The sequence below is a fragment of the Bacillus sp. FSL K6-1284 genome (genome assembly GCF_038002625.1).
GTDB lineage: Bacteria > Bacillota > Bacilli > Bacillales > Bacillaceae > Bacillus > Bacillus paralicheniformis.
The window spans coordinates 3,922,989-3,939,747 of sequence record NZ_JBBOCW010000001.1; the positions used below are offsets into that span (position 1 = coordinate 3,922,989).

Annotated in this window: 16 protein-coding genes; 4 read left to right on the top strand and 12 right to left on the bottom strand. The window is 47.2% G+C overall.

Annotation, left to right across the window (positions count from 1 at the left end; genetic code table 11):
* Positions 1-22: 22 nt before the first annotated feature.
* The 4 genes from MHB72_RS20060 to btr all read right to left on the bottom strand — a co-directional run bounded on the left by MHB72_RS20060 (position 23) and on the right by btr (position 4,700).
* Positions 23-1,042 carry a FecCD family ABC transporter permease gene (locus MHB72_RS20060; RefSeq protein ID WP_154999350.1) on the bottom strand — a complete coding sequence of 340 codons (1,020 nt, stop codon included), beginning with the start codon at positions 1,040-1,042 and terminating at the stop codon, positions 23-25.
* Positions 1,035-2,039: a FecCD family ABC transporter permease gene (locus MHB72_RS20065; RefSeq protein ID WP_182069932.1), complete on the bottom strand. Its 1,005-nt coding sequence runs from the start codon at positions 2,037-2,039 to the stop codon at positions 1,035-1,037. The genes MHB72_RS20060 and MHB72_RS20065 overlap by 8 nt, the downstream gene beginning before the upstream one ends.
* Positions 2,040-2,056: 17 nt before the next feature.
* The gene (locus MHB72_RS20070) at positions 2,057-3,013 is read right to left on the bottom strand and encodes an iron-hydroxamate ABC transporter substrate-binding protein (protein WP_154999352.1); all 957 of its coding nucleotides are present in this window, start codon (positions 3,011-3,013) and stop codon (positions 2,057-2,059) included.
* 91 nt (positions 3,014-3,104) lie between these two features.
* On the bottom strand, positions 3,105-4,700 hold the full coding sequence (btr, locus tag MHB72_RS20075; RefSeq protein WP_216919345.1) for a bacillibactin transport transcriptional regulator Btr: 1,596 nt from the start codon (positions 4,698-4,700) through the stop codon (positions 3,105-3,107).
* A gap of 332 nt (positions 4,701-5,032) precedes the next feature.
* Here btr and MHB72_RS20080 point away from each other — a divergent pair, with 332 nt between their 5' ends.
* Positions 5,033-5,419, top strand: coding sequence for a DUF5362 family protein (locus MHB72_RS20080; RefSeq protein WP_340904177.1), 387 nt, complete (start codon positions 5,033-5,035; stop codon positions 5,417-5,419).
* A 45-nt stretch (positions 5,420-5,464) separates the two neighbouring features.
* Here MHB72_RS20080 and MHB72_RS20085 read toward each other — a convergent pair whose 3' ends face one another.
* Positions 5,465-6,106 carry an NAD(P)-dependent oxidoreductase gene (locus MHB72_RS20085; protein WP_023857098.1) on the bottom strand — a complete coding sequence of 214 codons (642 nt, stop codon included), beginning with the start codon at positions 6,104-6,106 and terminating at the stop codon, positions 5,465-5,467.
* Between the two features lie 74 nt (positions 6,107-6,180).
* Positions 6,181-6,582, bottom strand: coding sequence for an Rrf2 family transcriptional regulator (locus MHB72_RS20090; RefSeq protein WP_020453242.1), 402 nt, complete (start codon positions 6,580-6,582; stop codon positions 6,181-6,183).
* 174 nt (positions 6,583-6,756) lie between these two features.
* On the opposite strand from MHB72_RS20090, the gene MHB72_RS20095 reads away from it, so the two are divergent.
* Positions 6,757-7,140 (top strand): GRAM domain-containing protein, encoded by a 384-nt coding sequence (locus MHB72_RS20095; RefSeq protein WP_254121895.1) that lies wholly within the window; start codon positions 6,757-6,759, stop codon positions 7,138-7,140.
* A gap of 38 nt (positions 7,141-7,178) precedes the next feature.
* On the opposite strand, the gene MHB72_RS20100 is transcribed toward MHB72_RS20095, so the two are convergent.
* From MHB72_RS20100 to fdhD, 3 genes are all read right to left on the bottom strand, one after another.
* Complete coding sequence (locus tag MHB72_RS20100) at positions 7,179-7,658, bottom strand: hypothetical protein (protein WP_216919341.1); 480 nt, start codon at positions 7,656-7,658, stop codon at positions 7,179-7,181.
* 151 nt (positions 7,659-7,809) lie between these two features.
* Complete coding sequence (moaA, locus tag MHB72_RS20105) at positions 7,810-8,835, bottom strand: GTP 3',8-cyclase MoaA (protein WP_023857094.1); 1,026 nt, start codon at positions 8,833-8,835, stop codon at positions 7,810-7,812.
* Positions 8,836-8,849: 14 nt separating this feature from the next.
* Positions 8,850-9,641, bottom strand: a complete 792-nt coding sequence (gene fdhD / locus MHB72_RS20110) for a formate dehydrogenase accessory sulfurtransferase FdhD (RefSeq protein WP_216919339.1) — start codon at positions 9,639-9,641, stop codon at positions 8,850-8,852.
* A 266-nt stretch (positions 9,642-9,907) separates the two neighbouring features.
* Here fdhD and MHB72_RS20115 point away from each other — a divergent pair, with 266 nt between their 5' ends.
* Together MHB72_RS20115 and MHB72_RS20120 are read left to right on the top strand one after the other, a co-directional pair.
* Positions 9,908-11,170: an L-lactate MFS transporter gene (locus tag MHB72_RS20115; RefSeq protein WP_216919337.1), complete on the top strand. Its 1,263-nt coding sequence runs from the start codon at positions 9,908-9,910 to the stop codon at positions 11,168-11,170.
* A gap of 33 nt (positions 11,171-11,203) precedes the next feature.
* Entirely contained in the window at positions 11,204-13,555 is a 2,352-nt protein-coding gene (locus MHB72_RS20120) for an FdhF/YdeP family oxidoreductase (RefSeq protein WP_216919335.1), read from the top strand.
* Between the two features lie 50 nt (positions 13,556-13,605).
* Here the strand turns inward: MHB72_RS20120 and MHB72_RS20125 are convergent, their stop codons facing one another.
* The 3 genes from MHB72_RS20125 to spoIID all read right to left on the bottom strand — a co-directional run bounded on the left by MHB72_RS20125 (position 13,606) and on the right by spoIID (position 16,687).
* A complete protein-coding gene (locus MHB72_RS20125) occupies positions 13,606-14,298 on the bottom strand; it encodes a VWA domain-containing protein (RefSeq protein ID WP_216919333.1) in 693 nt (230 codons plus the stop codon).
* Between the two features lie 370 nt (positions 14,299-14,668).
* Positions 14,669-15,355, bottom strand: coding sequence for a VWA domain-containing protein (locus MHB72_RS20130; protein WP_023857087.1), 687 nt, complete (start codon positions 15,353-15,355; stop codon positions 14,669-14,671).
* A 315-nt stretch (positions 15,356-15,670) separates the two neighbouring features.
* On the bottom strand, positions 15,671-16,687 hold the full coding sequence (spoIID, locus tag MHB72_RS20135; protein WP_023857085.1) for a stage II sporulation protein D: 1,017 nt from the start codon (positions 16,685-16,687) through the stop codon (positions 15,671-15,673).
* Positions 16,688-16,759: the final 72 nt, after the last annotated feature.

Below are 16,759 nucleotides of genomic sequence, written 5' to 3' on the forward strand. Positions count from 1 at the left end.
TCTTTGCAGAGCTAAAAACAGTCTAATGAACCGTCTTTTTTTGTTTAAACAGTAAAAATAAGAAGTACGGCACACCGAAAATGGCAAGAATGATACCCGCCGGCACCTCGGACGGCTGGAACAGCAACTTTCCGGCAAAATCGGCGCACAATACGAGAAACATCCCGATCAATCCGCTTAACAGCAATGAGTGGCGGTGCAGGACGCCGGCGAGCCTCCGCGAAATGTGCGGAGCAATCAGGCCGACAAATGCCATGCTCCCCGAGATAGCCACACAGGCGCTGATGATGCCGACACAAGCCGTGAGCAGCACTACTTTTTCAACATTCGCGGATACGCCGAGACTCTTCACCGTATCTTCATGAAAGCGAATGGTATCGAGCAGGCCGGACTTTGTCAGCAGGAATGGAATGAGAAGCAGCAGCCACGGCAGTGCCGCTTGAATATACGTCCAATTCGCCGACCAGATGCTTCCGTTTTTCCAAACCATGGCCATTTCGTGGTCATTCGGATTCATCTTCAATGACAGGTACAGCGAAACAGCGCTGAAACCCGAATTAATCGCGATTCCAACGAGAATAATCCTGCCCGAATCCAAGTTGCCGCCGTGCCAGGCAAAGATAAAAATGAATATTGCCGCCAAAATGCCCCCGATCAAGCCGAAGAATGGCATCCCCATTGCAGCGAGCAGGCTTGTCGTTTCGGTCTGGCCTTGAAAGATCAGCATGTAGCCGACGATCGCCGCCCCCGCACCTGCATTAATCCCCAGGATTCCCGGGTCAGCCAGTCCGTTCCTTGTCATCGCCTGGATGACGGAACCGGCAATGCCGAGCCCAAGACCCACGAGTGCTGCCGTCACAATCCTTGGAAGACGCAGCTCAAACAGGAGAATGGCGTATTGCTCATTCGGGTTGATGTGAAGCAATGTTGATAACAGCTCAGCCGGATGTACAGCAAACGATCCTACTGTTATGCTGAGATAACAGATTGTGAGAATCAGCACAATAAAAACAGCATAGATGACTGCAACCTTTTTAGGCACGCTGCTCCCCTCCTTTTCTTTTGATCAAATAAAGGAAGAAAGGAACGCCGATCACCGAAGTAACGACTTCAATCGGTGTCTCAAACGGATAGTTGATCAGCCGGCTGAGAAGATCGGCCAGCGTCAAAAAAACGCCGCCGAGAACGCAGGAGCACGGGATCAGCCGGCTGTAATCCGATCCGACGAGAAAACGCGTAATGTGCGGCACGACCAGTCCGACAAAAGCAATTTTTCCCGCCATAGCGACGGAACAGCCTGTCAGAACAACGACCGCTGCCATCGCTGTCCATTTGACGGCCTGCTTTTTCTGGCCGAGGCTTTCGGAAATGTCGTCCCCCAATGATAAAGCTGTCACTTTTTTGCTGAGAGAGAGCGCCAGAATGATGCCGATCACAAAAAACGGCACGGCATACTTCAGCAGCTCGGGATTCAATTGATGCAGCCTGGCGCTGTACCAGAAGCTGACGTCCTGGGAAATTTGAAAGTAAATCGATATCGCCGCAGACAGACTGCTGAGCAGCATGCTTGTTACCGTCCCGATTATGGCAAGTTGAACCGGCATAAAACCGTTTGGAATCACCGAGGCGAGACCGAAGACAAGGCCGGCGCCGACGGCTGATCCGATAAACGAATAGCCCATCATCTCCAGAGAGGATGAACCCGGAATCACCACCATCAACAGCGTGATCACAAACGCTGACCCGTCGGAAACGCCCATAATCGACGGGGAAGCCAAGTAATTTCGGGTGACACCCTGCATAAGCGCACCGGACACCGCCAGCGCCGCTCCGATTAAAAGAGCGCCGGCAGCGCGCGGAAGGCGGGAATGCCAAATGATTTGATGATCTGTGTTGCCCGGATCAAAATGCAGCAGCGCCGAAAAAATCACCTCGGGCTCAAGCTGTTTTGCACCGTAACATACCGATAGAAAAACAGACAGCAGTATGGCAAACGGAGCGGCGATCATAATGACGCGGGTCATTTGCTTTGAATGCATAGCTCAAGGAACCTTTTCTATTTGTTCTGCGCTAATTTCTCAGCTGCAGCCTTTAAAAATTCAACCTTGCTCCATGCCGTGCCGCCCTGCGCAAGCGGGTCTACAGCATTGACAAATACACGGTCATTTTTCACTGCAGAAATGCTTTTCCAAATTGGATTTTTCTCTAGATCTTTCAGCGCATTCGGATTGTCGGCATTCTCATCGTCTGAGAATTGGACAAACATATAGTCCGGATTCATTTCGCTCAGTTTTTCTAAAGAAACTAACTCCTGGGCTTTTGCCGCCTTGACTTCTTTTGGAGCTGTGAAGCCGAGCTCACCGTATAATGTGGAATTGAAGAATACGTCTTCCGGATAGATAAAGACATTGCCTTTTCTGATTCTGACTACGAGCGCTTTTGTATCTTTTGCCGTTTTCTCAAGCTTTGTTTTAGCTTCCTTAAGGTCTGCTTCATAATCCGAAATAATCTGCTTCGCTTTATCTTCTTTGCCTGTCAGTTCAGCCAGCAGCTTTAAATTGTCTTTCCAGTTTGAAGAAACGTGGGAAACAGGAATCGTCGTCGCGATGTTATCGAGTTTTTTCACCACTTTATCGGGAAATTTCGTTGAAGCCAGGATGACATCCGGTTTCAGCTCAAGGATTTTCTCCAGGTTCGGCTCCATTTTTTCGCCGACAGCGGTTGCTTTGTCAGTAATGCTCTTAAACAGGTCCGGGAACTTTCCGGAGAAGGAAATGGCACCGGCTGGGTGAACATCCAGAAGCTTGGCATCTTCCATCGATTCCACGCTTCCCGTAATGACGATTTGTTCGGCCGGGATCTTCACCTTGTATGTATGATCGAGGTACTCGATGCTCTTCTCAGCTGACGCTGTGCTCTTGCCATCGCCGCCCGCCTTTTCTTTGCTGTTCCCGCATCCCGCTGCGCTAAACGCGAGAAGGAGAATAAATAATAAGATTGATATTTTTCTCATCTGACTGAGACCCCCTGATTTAATTGATAACTATTATCAATTAAAATTATAGGTAAGCCTCTCCGATAACACCATGGATAATATCCGGCAATTAAAATGGATTTTTTCCGGACAAGAGCCGAACCGCCTGGCGAATGATTCGTTCATGGCTGCATGCGGAGTATTCCCGCCAAGGATCCGAATTCACCTGATACACCCGGTGATGCCGCACCGCTTTCAAATCCTGCCATGCAGCCGACTGCTGCAGCTCCCGGTAGAATGCCAGCGTCTCGGGCTCTTTAAAAACGAAAATCATGATGATATCCGGCTGATATGCCGCGATCGTTTCGATCGACACGGACCGGTCAGTCGGTTCTTTCAGCGATACAGCCGATTCAAAGCCAAGGTCGCCGAAAAATACATCTTGAACAGAGCGGTTATGCGCCAGATAAATCTCGTGTTTATGCAGGCGCAAAAACAAAAAGCTTCGGCGTCCGCAGATCGGATAAAGCGTTTCTTTCGCGGTCTCGGTGAGACGCTGGTAAGACAGCAGCCATTTCTGAGCCTCCGCTTCTTCATCCAAATGGGATGCGGTCAGCATAAAATGCCTTCTCCATTGTTCCTGTGAAGGCAAAAAGAAAACATCGGCGATCGACTGGAGTTGTTCCCGTTCCTCGTGAGACACGCTGTCCATGCTGATAATGAGCTCAGGGGCAGCCGATGACAATGTCCGCAGGTTTTCTTCCCACGGCTCGTGAAAGCGGTAAGCGCTCAGATGGATCGGAATATCTGCCGCGTAATGCTTATAGTAATACGATGTCCACTTCGGATGCAGGGAAGCGGCGTAAGGAATGAGGTGAAGCGGTATAAGCTGTCCGATCGTATTCTGGCCGTAGGCCGCCAGTTTCCTGCGCCTTTTTTTCATATAAACGGTCGGGGATAAACCAGTATGCTTCTTAAATGTCCTGCTGAAATAAAATTCATCCTGATACCCGATTTGGCTTGAGATTTCCCTCAGCTTGTAGCTTGCTTTCGCCATCAGCTGCTTCGCTTTCGTCATCCTCGTCTCAGTGATAAACTCTGTCACGCTTCGACCGTACAGCTTTTTGAACGTTTCGCTGTAATGCTTCGCGCTGATTCCGGCCATTTGCGCGAGTTGATCAAGCGTCAGGTGTGCATCTGAATGCTCTTCAATATACTCCTTTGTTTTTCCTATGGCTGATGCGGTGTTTTCGGGATGAGTCAGTTTAGCCGAATAGATATCGTACAAAAGCTGCTGCAGGTCTGCTTGGCATTTCAGCTCCTGGAGCGCTGAAGAAGCCGGCCATAAGGCGGAAAGTTCCTGAAGGCGGGAAGCCAGATTTCCGACAGAATGGACATTCATCATCTGAAGTTCGGAAAAAGCGTCAGGGTCGGTGTCTGCTTCAAGTGTCAGGCGGCGGTCGTCATAGCTGTAGGGCTGCAGCCTGATGAGATACCCGCTGATTTCAGCTGACGAAGCTGTGATTCCGAATGTTTCATAAGGCGGAACAATATACAGCGTTTCTTTTTGGAGCGGACTGCCTGATGCCTGTATATCAATTCTCCCTTCACCCTTCAAGTGAAAGATCAAAACAAAAGAGTCTGCCAGCTGCTGTTCATCCGGAAGATCGCCGGGCTTTCTTATATGATCGACTTGCAAGAGACGATAGAAATAAGAAGATTTCATAGAAAAACCGCCTTTCTTAACACCAGTAATATCACAAAAATAAAAATGCCCCTAAAACAATATGGTAAATTGGTTGCGGGGTTCTGGTCCGGCACAAAATACCAGTTTGCAAGGTGCATTTCACATCACTTATAGCAATATGCTTCTTACGATTTACTATAACACAGTCGCTTTTATTGGGGAATAATGTTGTCAGTGCGGTCATCTGCCCAATGTGCACTTTAAAATATAATAAAAAATCAATACTTATCATTTCAATATCTTTTTGCCTGGTGTATAACTATAGAGAAATTACTATATTTAAAGGGAAGGCGTGACTTCTTATTTTGGAAATGACATCCAGCATGAAAAAATCGCTTGATGCGATTGCAAAATGGGGGAAAATAACCGGCGTTTTTATGATTATCGGCGGAGGCATCTATGACTTCTTCGGAATTTCTTTGCTTATCATCGGAGCCGCTCCAGGTGTGCTGATGATTTTTTCGGGGATCTACCTTATAAAATCGGCAAACGCCGCTCAGAAAATGAGTGATGACATGCCGCAAGAACCGCATGAGGCCTTGCTTGACAACTATGTGAAGTTTATGAAATGGCAATTTTTCTTCTTACTATCCAATATTGTGATCTTCATTTTATGCATAGTCGCCTTTTTCTTCCTGATCTTTTTAGGTATTCTTACCGATTTACACAGCGGATATGATCCTTATTATTATGAATGAAAATCAAAAGCCTGTCTCGGGAATTGATCCCAAGACAGGCTTTTATTATTCGGCTTCACCGACAACAGTGAAACGCTCATTGATATGCTCGCCTTTTTCAGCCTCGTCCACCACTGCAATGGCATAGTCTGCATAGCTGATGTAGCTTTCTCCGGCGGCGTTTACGATTAAGTTTTCCTGACCTTTTTGATATGAACCTGTTCGCTTTCCTTCCGGATTGAAAAATGCCGCCGGGCTGATGAACGTCCATTTCAGTCCCTCCGCTTCTTTCAAATCCTGAAGGTTCTGCCCCTGATTTTTAGCCGTCGGCAAGTATTCTTTAGGAAACTCAGGCGTATCGTACAGCTGGGTTGTTTTTTCCTTATCGACATAAAGGCTTCCTGCACCGCCTACGACGATTAATCTTGTTTCAGGAGCCTGCTTAAACAGTTCAATCAGCTTTCTTCCAGCTTCAACATGGAGATGCTCCTGCCCTGGGGCCGCGCCGAATGCATTGACGACAACATCCAATCCTTTGATGTCTGCCGCTGTCAGGTTGAAAATGTCTTTTTCAACGACAGTTGCACCGCTGTTCGCCATTTTTGACGCACTTCTGACAATTGCCGTCACTTCGTGTCCTCTTTCTGATGCTTCTTTTAAAATCATGCTGCCCGCTTGACCGCTTGCACCGATAATACCAATTTTCATAATCGCTTCCTCCAATAATTTAAGTGTTTGTAACAAAATAAGTTACATGTTGATGATGAAACATCATCTCTTATTTAAAAGAGATGAGTTAAGACGTCTTTAAGAGACTTGCTGGCCAATTCGTTCTCCATCGCCTGCTGAACGCTGTGAAACGTTTGGTCAAGCGTTGTTTGAATTTGTCTTCCAACCGGACAGTTTGGATTCGGCTTGTCATGAATCGCAAACAATTCCTCTTGCGGCTGAACCGCGCGGTAAATATCCAGCAGAGATATATCTTCAGGATCTCTTTTCAGGGTTGCCCCGGCCACTCCCGGCCGCGACGTCAGAATACCGCCTTTTTTGAGCTGGCTGATCATGCGTCTGATCACAACCGGGTTCGTATTGACGCTCCCGGCGATCATTTCCGAAGATTCCCGCGGGTTTGCAGCGATTAAAGACAAAATATGAATGGCCACTGAAAGACGGGTGTTCACCATAAGTTTTCACCACCGATGTAATTATTATAGTTACAGGATAAGTTTTTTGTCAACTATTATCATATCCTTAATAATCGTAAGAATAAATAAAATTTTTTCAAACCACCCTCATGTCTCACTTTGGAACTTTTTCGCAGGATCTTTCGTATTAATTGGTGAAGGGAGTGTTTTTCAATGAAAGAGATAGCAGAAGGAAAAGCAGCTTTGGATGTCCGGCTTGAGCCGAATGAAGAGATCAGATCTATTATTCTTTGCGCTTATAACGCGAGACTGTCTGCACGTTACACTCCTTACAGAGGCGTGCTTGCGGCCACTGACAGGCGGCTCATGTTTTATTCTTCTCTGTTTGGCGCCCCTTTTCACCTTGACATCCGCTATGATACCATCTCCTCGTTCCGCCGCGAAAAAGGGCTGATAACAGGAGGCGATCACCTCGTCGTGATGAACGACGGGGATCGGGAAGCATTTCAATATTTTAGCGGCTGCGATGTTTTGGAAACATTCATCGAATCCGTTCGAAAGCTAAGGAAACTGCCTGAAGACATCATGCATGTCTGAAAAACGCCGGCTTCGGATTGTGCCCGCAGCCGGCATACTCAATTATTAATCTCGTACTTCTCCCCATATCTCAGCACTTTATAAATTGCCATTCCATCAGAAAGATGATTTTCGGAATATCTCACGGGAATCAGAGCAAAAAATACATAATAGGTTGAAAAATAAACAAACTGGTAGAAAAAAATATTTTCGGGTATGATGTCTTTGATAATCAGCAGATTGACAATAAAAATAGACGCTAAATTAAACAGCGATCCGCCGGCATAAATCATCGCATTCGTAAAACGGTTATCGTATTTCAGATCTCCGTATTTGCAGAAGGAATCCATGAAGTAAACACTTCTGATTTGCACAGGGCCGAATTTCAGCAATTTTTTGCCCATCCCGATTTCAAGCGAAGATTTCCCGCCGAACAACACCGCCATGACGCTGTGGCCCAAGACATGAAGCACCGACACGGCGGGAAAAACGATCAAGAACGACCAGAAGAATTTGACAATATCCTGCAGTCCGAACATTCAATCATCCTTTCTGTTTCAGCCCATGTTTTTTAAAGAATTTCCGCTTTTCCCCCCGTATCAAACCTGTCAATATGCAAGTCAAGCCGGCCTCCGAAGCATAAAAAAACCGCCCATCTTTTCAATGGACGGCTCTCTCCAAGGCGGTCAATTATCCTCCTATATAGGACATTTCAACCTTTTTCCGCGGAGCCGCTTTTGAAAGAGCGCGGTCGAGCGAATACTGGTCATCGCGATTCCGCCAGACGGTGCCGATCGCCTTTGCCAGCTCCTGATCGGTCTGCCCGCTTCTGATCAGAGTTCTTAAATCAAACCCGCTCGATGCGAAAAGACATGTGAAAAGCTCGCCTTTCGCCGATAGTCTTGCTCTGTTGCACGTGCTGCAAAAAGCATCGGATACAGAAGAGATAAAACCGATTTCTCCTGAACCGTCCAGATATCCGTACCGTTTGGCGACTTCTCCTTTGTAGTTCGGGTCGATCGGTTCAACCGGCATGTCTTCATTGATGATCCGGATGATATCCGCTTTTGTCACCACTGACTGACGGTTCCATTCATTTGTGTTCCCGACATCCATAAACTCAATAAACCGCAAGATATGGCCTTTTTCTTTAAAATAGCGGGCCATCGGCAAAATATCCTTTTCATTGACCCCTTTTTGGACGACCATGTTGATCTTGACGCCGAGTCCGGCCTCTTTCGCCGCTTCAATTCCGGCCAGCACCTTGCTGACGGAGACGCCTCTGCCGTTGATCGCTTTGAAACGCTCGTCATCCAGGGAATCCAGGCTGACCGTGACCCGTTTCAGCCCCGCTTTTTTCAGCTTGTCAGCGTAAACCGGCAGCAGGACGCCATTCGTCGTCATTGCAATATCGCGAATCCCTTTGATCTCCGCAAGCTTCCCGACTAATTCCGGCATATCTTTTCTCATCAACGGCTCGCCGCCGGTGAGGCGGATTTTTTCCACCCCGAACTGATGAACAAACAGCTTGGCCAATCGTTCAAGCTCTTCAAAAGACAACAGTTCGCCTTTTGGCAAAAACGGATAATCCTGTCCAAAGATTTCGGCAGGCATGCAATACGTACATCTTAAGTTGCAGCGGTCGGTGACAGAAATTCTTAAATCCCGAAGCGGCCGGCTTTTCTGATCCAAAACTTGTTCACTGTTGTTGTTCACGCCTGTTGCCTCCTTTATGTTAACTGAATTCGCTCGTGATGCGTATATACATTAAATGACCGGTTCCTGGCAAAACCAATCGTCATGATATTCAGCTCCTCTGCCATTTGAATGGCCAGCTCGGTCGGCGCCGACTTGGAAATGACCGCGGAAACCCCGATTTTTGCGGCTTTAAGCAGTACTTCCGAAGAAATTCTGCCGCTGAACACGATCAGCTTGTCGCGCACAGGGACCTGGTGAAGCAGACAATATCCGTACAATTTATCAAGCGCATTATGTCTTCCGATATCAGATCTGACTGCAATCAGCTTGTCAGTGCTGCACAAAGCGGCATTATGAACGCCCCCCGTATGGCGAAAAAGCTTGCTGTTTTTCTGCATGTCGCGCATCAGCGCCAAACAGTTCTCAGGCGTAATGGTCACGCCGTCAATCGCCGTTTTTGCGGTTTTGACGTCCTGCTGGAAATAAAAATGCCGCCCTTTTCCGCAGCAGGAGCCGATCACCCGCTTCGTGTAATCCTTCAGTACCAGCTTTTTTGAGCTATCAAGGTCGACATATGCAAATCCGAGACTTTCATCTATTGTAAACCTTTTAATCTCATTTTTAAATCGGATCACACCTTCAGATGCGAGAAATCCGATCACTAGTTCTTCCAGGCTGTCCGGCGAACAAACAAGCGTGACAAATTCCTCACCGTTCACCATGACAGTCAGGGGGAATTCCGTTGCCATCTGATCTTCTTGCTGTGTCATCTCTCCATTATCATAACGGAAAATGTTTCGGCTTGTTGTGATGTTTTTCCCCATGAATAAACCCCGCCCCTTTGTTTCTTATCATATCTATTACTATACTCGTCTATCATGCCGTTTCACAACCGTCAGGTCAAATTTGGAAGCTTCATCTTGTTGATAGCTTGAAAACATGATATTATTTTTTAAAAGTTCAAAAAATATACACTTTTCAAACAGACTGCCTTTCTTCGCAGCAACCCCGGAAACCGCTTTCAAACAATCGCTCCCCGGCAGCCTTCTGTCTTTATGACAAGCCTTTCTTTTCCACAGGAGGTTCTCGCATGAAAAAAGTGAAAAACAGGTGGCTCATTGCTTTATGTGCTGTAGGTATTCATTTGTCTATCGGGTCTGTATACGCATGGAGCGTCTTTACAAACCCGCTCGCTGAAACCTTCGGCTGGAGCCTCAGCCAGATCAGCCTGACGTTCAGCATCGCTATTTTATTTCTCGGTCTTTCAGCCGCATTTTTGGGGCACTTCGTCGAAAAGCACGGCCCTAAAAAAGCAGGCATGCTCGCCGCTCTTTTCTTCGGAGCTGGCGTGACGTTTTCAGGCTTCGCCGTTCAGATCGGCTCCCTTCCCCTGCTTTATTTGTTTTACGGCGTCTTCGGAGGAATCGGACTCGGCGTCGGCTATATTACGCCCGTATCTTCGCTTGTTAAATGGTTTCCTGACCGCCGCGGCTTGGCTACGGGGCTAGCCATTATGGGATTCGGATTTGCGGCCTTGATCAGCAGCCCGATCATACAGAAGCTGATCTCAGCGGTCGGTATAGCCAATACCTTTTTTATTCTCGGCATTTGCTACTTTCTTGTGATGATGCTGTCTTCGCTTTACCTCGCTCCGCCGGAAGACGGCTGGAAGCCTGAAGGATTTTCAACCAAAAACAACGGAAAGGCGCAAAGCGCCGATATTTCCCAGCTGACGGCAAATGAAGCCATTAAAACGAAACGGTTTTATTATTTATGGCTGATGCTTTTTATTAATGTTACGTGCGGAATCGCCATCATATCCATCGCTTCGCCGCTGGCGCAGGAAAGTGCGGGCATGTCCGCCGCCGCTGCTGCCGCTCTCGTCGGCGTTTTGGGCGCATTTAACGGCTTAGGGCGAATCGGCTGGGCCTCAGCCTCTGATTACATCGGCCGGCCGAATACGTATACCGTCTTTTTCGCTGTACAGCTGATCGCCTTTCCGCTTTTGCCGTTTATTTCCGACAAGGCCGTCTTCTCTGTTTTGATGGCATTGATCTATACGTGCTATGGAGGCGGGTTTGCCGCAATTCCGGCTTATATCGGGGATTTGTTCGGAACAAAGCAGCTCGGTGCAATCCACGGATACATTTTAACGGCATGGGCGGCGGCAGGACTTGCGGGCCCGATGTTCTCTTCTTGGGTGCGTGATGCAACAGGAAGCTACAGCCAGAGCCTGACGGTTTTCGCAGCACTGTTCGCCATCGGCCTGTTCATTTCGATCTTCATTAGAACCGACATTAAACAGTTGCGAAAAAAAGCGGCGGTTCATGTCTCAAACTCGGTAAAAGGATGATCTGGCAGTATCCGCTGGAAAGGAGAGAATGGAATGGGAAAAACAAAGCATGAAGGTCCGATGAAGCTGAATAAAAAGCCCGCGCCAAAACTGTGGGCGTCTTGGGCGCCGCTGGGACTCGGAAAGGTAAAGCCAAAGCATATCAGAGATACGATGAAAACGGCATGGGACAATAAAGACAACATTTCGTACGCCTACAGAATTTTGACGCAAGGCGTGTGCGACGGCTGTGCGCTCGGTGTATCCGGGCTCCGTGATCAGACGCTCACAGGGCCTCATCTATGCACGACGCGGCTGAACGTCCTCCGCTTAAATACGATGCCAGCGATCGAGGACAATTGGCTGTCCGCCGACATTGAACAGTTGAGAAAGCTGGACAGCACCGAGCTGAGAAAGCTCGGACGCATCCCTTATCCGCTGTCGAGAAAAAAAGGAGAACGGTCGTTTTCGAGAATTTCATGGGACGAAGCGCTCAGTCGAATCGCGGACAAAATCAAATCGATTGATAAACGACAGCTCGCCTTTTATTTAACGGCCAGGGGTATTACGAATGAGGTATACTATACAGCCGCAAAAGCGGCTCGGTTTATCGGCACAAACAACATTGACAACGCCTCGCGGATCTGCCACTCGCCAAGCAAAACAGCTTTAAAAAGGTCCCTTGGCATCGGCGCCTCAAGCTGCAGCTACCGAGACTGGATCGGGACGGATGTCCTCGTCTTCTGGGGATCTGTCGCCGCCAATAACCAGCCGGTGTCAACAAAATACATGTATGCCGCCAAAAAAGCGGGAACAAAAATCATTATGATCAACCCGTACCTGGAACCTTCGATGGAGAAATACTGGATTCCATCGATAGCTGAGAGCGCCCTTTTCGGCACCAAAATCACTGATGACGTATACCAAGTCAATATCGGCGGCGACATTGCCTTTATGAACGGGGTAATGAAGCACTGGTTTGAAATGGAACGGGAGGCCCCCGGTTCAAGCATTGACCGCGCTTTTATCGAAGCACACACAAACGGATTCAATGAGCTTAAACAGCATATCGAAAAACAAAATTGGAAGACGCTTGAAGAGTCATCCGGCATATCGAAAGATAGAATGAAAGAATTCGCCATCTTGCTGGCCCGGGCGAAAACCGGCGTTTTCATTTGGAGCATGGGACTCACACAGCACCGTTTTGCGACCGACAACATTTCACAGGTGGCAAATCTCGCCCTTTTACAAGGATTCATCGGCAGAAAGCATTGCGGCCTTATGCCGATCAGAGGGCACAGCGGTGTGCAGGGTTCTGGAGAAATGGGTGCCGATCCTTTCGTCCTGCCAGGCGGTGATTTTGACGAAGAAACTACCGCACGGATCGAGAAGATTTGGGGCTTCCGTATACCGACTTGGCAAGGCGATACGATCGGCCAGACAATCGAAAACATGCTGCTGCCGAACGAAAGCGAAAGAAAAGTAAAAGTGTTTTATACAAGCGGAGGCAACTTTTTGGAAACGATGCCGAACCCCGATTTTATCAAAAAAGCATTACAGGAAGTTGAGATGAGAGTCCATCAGGACATCATCTTCAATACTTCCACCCTTGTCGATGCCAAAGAAGAAGTTATCATTCTCCCCGCAATGACAAGATATGAACAGCCTGGCGGAGGAACCTCGACCAGTACGGAACGGATGGTCTATTTCAGCCCTGAAATTAAAGGACCGCGCATCGGAGAAGCCCGTTCTGAATGGGAAATTTATATGGATCTTGCCAAACGGGTTCGGCCCGCAGACAAAGAACTGATCCATTTTGACGACGCTGCAGAAATCCGTGAAGAAATCGCTGCTGCCAACCGGAATTATGACGGGATTCAGCATATAAAAAAACGCGGAGATGTCTTTCAATGGGGCGGCGCCTGGCTTTGTGAAGGCGGGATGTGTCCGACGGCAGACGGTAAGGGTAACCTGATCCCCGTCGATCTTCCTGAAAACAGACAAACTGAAGGACGCTTCCTCGTGACGACAAGGAGGGGAAAACAGTTCAACTCGATGATTTATAGTGAAAAAGATCCTTTCAACGCGGCAGATCGCCGGGATGTCATGATCAATCCAAAAGATGCCGAGGAGCTTTATATTCAAGATGGAGAAGCGATCGTTCTATTCAACCGCTACGGAACTTTCCAAGGCCGGGCAAAATATGCCACCGTACAACGCGGAAACACGGCGGTCTACTGGCCGGAAGGAAATGTCCTGATCCCTAAAGGCGTATACGAAAACCATGCCCGTATTCCGGAATACAACACGGCGGTCATGATTGAAAAGGCGGAGATTTTCCATTCAAGAAAAGATCCGCGCTATGCAGAAAAACGAATCGAAGAACTCGAAATGTCGACAGATTAGCTTAACAGAAGGTCGGGACGGCACTGCGGCCGTCCCGCTCTCGTACGGAGTTACTGAGACAGTTTTACGCCTTCTTCTTTCCATACCTTTTTAAAATCAGAAGCTGAGTCGGCTTCAATCAATTTTCCGCCGCCAGCAGCAGCTACTTTTTTAAGCTTAGCTTTTTCTTTCACGGTTTTCACATCAAGTCCAACAATGTTGACGATTGTTTTAATGTTGGATTTGCGCAGATCTTTCGCTGCCTGAACAGGGTCTCCTCCGCATGTTTCTTCACCGTCTGTCACGATGTAAACATAATTCTTACCATCTTTATCGGCAAGATCTTCTTTTACATCATAAAGAGATTTTGCAATCGGAGACCAGCCTGTAGGCCTAATTCCGCTTAAAGCGTTTTCGAACGAGTTGGAAGAAAACGGCTGCAGATCATAGACGGTTTCCGTCGTACCGCAAGATAGTTCTTTTCCGGAGTTTTTATTGTTGCCTTTATGTCCGAACACATTCAGCATAACATTCGCATCGCTTGAAAGCAGGTCAGCAAAGTCGGTTACGGATTCTTTGGCAATATCAAATTTTCTTTCTCCTTCAACCTTTTGTGCCATGCTGCCGCTTGCATCAAGCACAACTGCAACATTGACATCTTTTTTGCTGTTGTCCGCATTTCCGTCTTCAGCCGCGAAAGCAGCAGCCGGAGCCAATGACAAAAGCATGGTGAACGTTGTTAACAGAGTAAACCTTTTTTTCACCTTTCTCACTTTCCTTTCCGCACTTTTTTTCGGACCGAACTTCCGCATGAGATCTAGTCCACCAACATCGTAAAAGAAGGCTTGATAGAAATAAATAGGCCGGATCTCCTTTTCAAATTCACAAATTCTTCATAATCCTTACGATAATCGACCGACACTTCCACTTAAGTCCTACCAAAAAAGTCCGCTAAAAGACCGTTTTCGTCCCAATAAAACAACAGTTACGACAAATTACCCCTCCAAAGGATTCAGCGGGGTTCAACGTTCTGAAACAATAACTTAATATTTGTAAAGTGTTTTACTTGACTTTTGACAATCTTTTCATCAAAAAAGGAAAGCTGCGGAAACATGTCCACAGCTTTTTTCCAGTTTATTTAGAAAGCTCGATTGCTTCCTGAGTGAAAATTCTTTTGATGTCATTTTTGGTTTTTGCTTGGAAATATTCACCGCCGCCGGCTGCTGCGATGCTTGTCAATTGTCCGTGAAAATCTCCTTCATAATCAAAGCCGATTACGTTGACAACCGCATTAGATTTGCGCAGTTCTGTTGCGACTTTTACCGGGTTGCCTCCGCATGTTTCCTCACCGTCTGTCAGCAGATAGACGACGTTTTTCCCGTTGTTGTTCTGCTGGTCAAGCGCGTTTTTGGCATCTTGCAGCGCGTTTGCAATCGGTGTCCATCCAGTTGGTCCGATGCCGTTTAATGAATTGCGGAAGCTTTGCTCGTCATACGTTTGGAATCCGTACACTCCTCTGATTGCATTGCAGGATTGTACTTTTCCGGAGTTTTTATTGTTTCCCTCTGAACCGAAAACCCTCATGAGCACGTTTGCATTTTCAAGCTTAGAACCAAAGCTAAACGCCTCATTTTTGGCAAGCTCGTATTTTGAGACTCCGCCGATCTTTTTAGCCATGCTGCCGCTTGCATCAAGCATAATCGCGATGTTAGGCGAATCTTCAGCAACTGTTACCTCCTGTTTTTTCTCAGCTGCGAAAGCAGGTGAACCAAGGCTAAGAACCATAGCGGTCAAAATCCCTAATGTCAGCTTCTTCTTCATTTCTCCCTTTCCCCTTTCTTAAATAAAGTCGTTAACACATTATTATCGTAGAAGAACACCAGGGAGAAATAAATAGGGCATGTCTCCTTTTCCTCGTTATTCATTTCAGCATACAACAAGCAGATAAAATAGACTTTATAGCCTGTGAACCCTTATATTGACAAGAGATTTACGGCCTTTTGACGCTGTTCAGCAAGCCCTCCGGCACATGATTCTTGAAATATTTGTATAATATTTTGGCGTACATCAACTTCATAAGAATGCCAAATTTGATGACATTCAAAAGACGTCGCCAATGAGGCAGACGTCTCTTTATTATTTCTTCGCCATGTATTTATTTAAAAATTCATCAGCATTGGATACGGCTGTTCCTTTGTAATAATACTTGACGATGGCTTCCGCTTTCTTGCCGTCTTTCGCCATATAATGTGCGCCGTATTGGCTCATTCCTACTCCATGTCCAAAACCCCTCGTCGTGACGGTAATCTGATTCCCGTCGCGTTTCCAATCAAAGTCTGCCGATTTGAGGCCGAGCTTTTCACGAATATCTCTTCCCTCAAGCTTCTTTCCATTAATGACAGCAGTCGCTACGCGTTTTCCCGGCGTTCTTTCAGTGATCTTCCCAATGCTGTTTGAGCTGGGCAGCTTCACGCCGAGCTTTTGTTCAAATTCAGTGACAGTAAACGTTTTGTGGTTCAGGAATTTCGGCGACTTTGTATCCCAGGAGCTTTTCACGCTTTGCAGGTACGGAATATCACTTGTCCAATAAGCCCCCGCATTCTCGGTGTACCCGTTGCTCGTCGAGAAAAACGAAGCGTCAATTGGCTTATGATCATAGGTTAAAATTTTGCCTTGCGTACTGGCGACAGCTTCGGTCACTTTTTTGATTTTCCAATCGTAATCTTTCTTCCACAGCCTGCGGAGCTCTTCTTTGTTTTTATACACCTGGAACATCTGCGTATCATCGACGAGCGAGCCCTTCGGCGATCGGACAGCCTGCTCTGATACCATTTGCCTCACAATATATGTGCGGGCCGCGAGCGCTTGTGCTTTCAAAGCTTCGATATCGAAATCAGCCGGCATTTCCGAAGCAACGACACCAATGACATACTCTTCAAGCGGAATGTCTTCAACTTTCCGGTCAGCCGTTCTGTAGACCGGAATTGAAACGGGAGACTCTTTTAAGGTGACTTTCTTTTTTTCCTCGTGTTGCTGAGCGTGCTTTTCTGTTTTGATTGCCCCCGGTCCCCCGTGAAAAGGGAGGACAAGCAGTGTTGGTATGAGTAAAATCAGCATGCAGATTCCTGCTAGTACAATAAATAGCTGTTTCAAATCAGTGCCCCCATTTCTGTTTTGTCTCTTTCATTTTATGGGCGGGGACAAGCTAATATGACTGTACTTTTC